General features: G+C 62.3%; 1 protein-coding gene and 1 pseudogene. Both read left to right on the top strand.

Annotated elements, in window-relative coordinates:
• Window positions 1-1288: putative Ig domain-containing protein (locus IM708_RS20595; RefSeq protein ID WP_209428430.1), on the top strand; the 1288-nt coding region annotated here is incomplete at its 5' end.
• A gap of 800 nt (window positions 1289-2088) precedes the next feature.
• Window positions 2089-2994, top strand: a pseudogene (locus tag IM708_RS20590) (DMT family transporter); the annotation flags it as partial.
• Between the last annotated feature and the right edge of the window lie 333 nt (window positions 2995-3327).

Below are 3327 nucleotides of genomic sequence, written 5' to 3'. Positions count from 1 at the left end.
CGGGGCTACGCAGACCGCCGACCTCTCGATCGCGGTCGTGCATCCGGAAATGGGTCTCACCCTGTCGCAGAGCTCGGCCAGCTTCACCCGCGACGAGGCGATCACGCCGATCACCGCCAGCGCCACCGGCGGGGATGAGACCTACCTCTTCTCGGTCGCCCCGGCCCTGCCGGCGGGCATCATGCTCGATGCGTCGACAGGGAGCATCTCCGGCACTCCGCGCGCGGCGCAGACCAGCCGAGCGTATACGATCACCGCCACCGATGGCGCGGGCCGGACCCGGGCGGCACAGCTGCGGATCGCGGTCATCGAGAACGACAGCCGCGTACAGGAAGTCTTCGAGGAGGCCACGACCAGCTTCATGACCGCTCGGGCTGAGCGGCTCCTGGCGATGGAGCCGCGTGGATACCGCTTCGAGAACCGGCGCAGCGCTACCGGCATCACGGAGGTCGCCGGGCGGGCCAACGACAACATGATGATGCTGCGCTTTGCCGGCAATCACGTCAGCCACGATGGGCGCTGGCATGCCTGGATGGAGGCCGAGTTCTCGCGCCATTCCGTAGAAAGCAGGACATTCGCCAGACGGACCGGGGAGTTCGGCATGGCCTCGGCGGGCGTCGACTATCTGGTGACACCGCGCCTGGCCTTCGGCGTGATGATCCAGTTCGATCGGGCTCGGGAGAGCGCTCGTGATATCTCGGGCATTTCGGGCCATGGCTGGATGGTCGGGCCCTACCTGACCGGCGAGATCACGGAAAACGTGTTTTTCACCCTGCGCGGCGCGCTTGGCGCAACGCGCAACAATGCTGCGATCGATGTCTATAGCGATGGCTCGGACTGGTTCGAGGGATCATTCCAGACGCGCCGTGCACTCGTGCGCGCTTCGATCTACGGTGTCCACCGGCTGGAATCCGGTCTCGAGATCTCGCCTGAACTGGACATAGCTTGGATTCGCGATCGCCAGCAGGGCTACAGCGTCACCGACGGCATCTCGGCAGTAGCGGTGGCCGGAACCACCGTCGAGCTTGGCCGCCTGACGCTCTCGACGCTTTTGGAGATGCCGACCCAGGGAGAGCGGGCGATGATCTTCGTGCGCCCGGGGATGACCTGGAACTTCCATCGCAACAACGCCCATGCGATCGAGCGCGCCAGCGGCTCTCTGGAGCTGGGGATGCGGACCGGCCCGATTGCAAACTGGCAGGGGGTTATAGCGCTCCGTGTCGACAATATCGGAAATGCTGGACGCCGGGCGCAATCGATCCGACTTGGCCTCAGCACCCGGTTCTGAGCAGCCAGTTCTCGCTGTCGCGAATCCGCTGGCCCCGCACATCCTTCGCATACATGTGCGGGTCCTGCGACTGCTGGGAGACCTTTGATCTGGCCGGCATGCACATCGCGGTGAATACCGCCCTGCGCATGACTTACGGTCGCGGGACCTGTGTTCTCCGGATCGCCGAGGTTTCCAGCGGGAGGGCTTGAACGCAGCAGGAACACCAAATCTGCCCCTGGCTTCGAGGCGGCATGCAAAGAGGGTGCGATTTGGCCGTTCTAATCTTGAGTCTCGACCTCATTGGTCTTGTCACTGCGGCAGTTGCGGCCCGGCTCTGGTATCATTCGGGCCGCCGCGGCCTCCGCCGCATCTCCCGGTTCGAAGAGCTGGATGCCGAGGATCTGAACCGGATCGTCACCGCATTCAATCGCAGTGCGACCCTGAAGGGAATTATCCCGGTGACACATCAGTCCCAATATCTTGTGTCTTCGTTGCCGGATCAGAGGCAAGGGCCAAAGATTTCTTGGCCATGCCTCATCGACCCGTCAAATGCCCCGCCGACAACATCACTTTCGCCGAGAGCGAGAAGGTCGCGTCGGAGGAAGCCACGTACCTCGCGCTTCTTGAGCGCCTGCGCTTCCCCAGCGGTATTCGCTGCGTTTCATGCGGTGCCTCCGAGGCTGCCGGGCAGTGCTTCAGGTGGCCGAACCCGAAAGAAACCGGGTTGGCGGCGAAGCGCTGATGTTGCAGACACCGGGTCGAACCATCTCTGCGCCGAATGCGAATTGACTGAGATCAATCTGAATGCGTGATGCCCGATGACAGCCGAGTACCAACCTTCAGCCTTGGCAAAAGCACACAGGCATGGTGTCTTGTTCGTTATTGCTGCGGGTGTGCTCTGGTCGACCGTGGGTCTCGGCATCCGGCTGATCGACGACGCCGTGGTCTGGCAGATCCTTCTCTATCGCTCGATCAGCCTCACTTTGTTCCTCTATGTCGTCGTACGGCTACGATCCGGGCAGAGTCCGTTCGCTCAGGGTCGCCGCGCCGGACTTCCATCCGTGATCGCCGCCCTGGCTCTGGTTGCGGCCTACTCGGGAGGGATCTACGCGATCCAGGCCACTTCCGTGGCGAATGCGATGCTGCTTTTTGCAACGGCACCTTTCATGGCAGCTGTTCTCGGTTGGGTCGTACTGCGAGAGTCCGTGCGGGTGGCGACCTGGATCGCCATCGCCGTCGCTATTGTTGGCATAGCGATCATGGTCGCCGACGAATCCGGGAGCGTCGTCCTGATAGGAAGCCTTGCCGCGCTGGGGTCCGCGCTCGGCTTTGCGGTCTTCACCGTGGCGCTGCGCATGGGGAAAACGGGTGAAATGCTGCCCTCGGTTTTTCTTTCCGGGCTGTTCGCCATCGCGATCACACTGGGCATATGTGTGTTTCTGGAGCTGCCGGTAATCCTGTCCGCTCGCGACGGCGGCATTGCCATGAGCATGGGGGTCTTTCAAGTCGGGGCAGGCCTGATCCTCTACACGATTGGTTCCCGCAGCCTACCTGCGGCCGAACTGGCGTTGCTGTCCCTCGCCGAAGTTCTGCTGGGCCCTGTCTGGGTGTGGTTGTTCCTTGGCGAAACCGCCAGTTTCAACACTCTGGCAGGAGGAGCCGTTTTGCTTGCAGCCATTGCCGGAAACGCCGTTTCGGGCAAGCGGCGGAAACCGCCTCCAATCACCACGGATTGCTCGCAGGATCGCGGGCCGATCACCGGAGCACGAAAGGCAGGTTTCGTAAAGCCGCACTGCGGCATGCCGCCGGAGCCGAACGACGTCTGTGGATGGCCCCTGCTTTGCAAGAGCTTTTCTTGTGATTTTGCGGTGTCTGCGTCAGCACAGTCGTCTGTTCGGCCTGTTCGCGTGGCATCTTCGGGATGCCACTGGCCCTGATGAGTTCCGCAAGCGAGGTTCCAATCGGTTTAGCGACCTCGTGAGCCGCTGACATTCACGGAGTGTCCTTGCTCTTGGTTGACTTCGTTCCGCATCATCACGATTCAAGCGTCTTGCATC

Origin of the sequence: Pararhodobacter sp. SW119 (assembly GCF_017811755.1) — a bacterium.
Lineage (GTDB): Bacteria > Pseudomonadota > Alphaproteobacteria > Rhodobacterales > Rhodobacteraceae > Pararhodobacter.
Note: the sequence above shows the minus strand (reverse complement) of the source record. Positions and strands in the feature narration are given on the sequence as shown.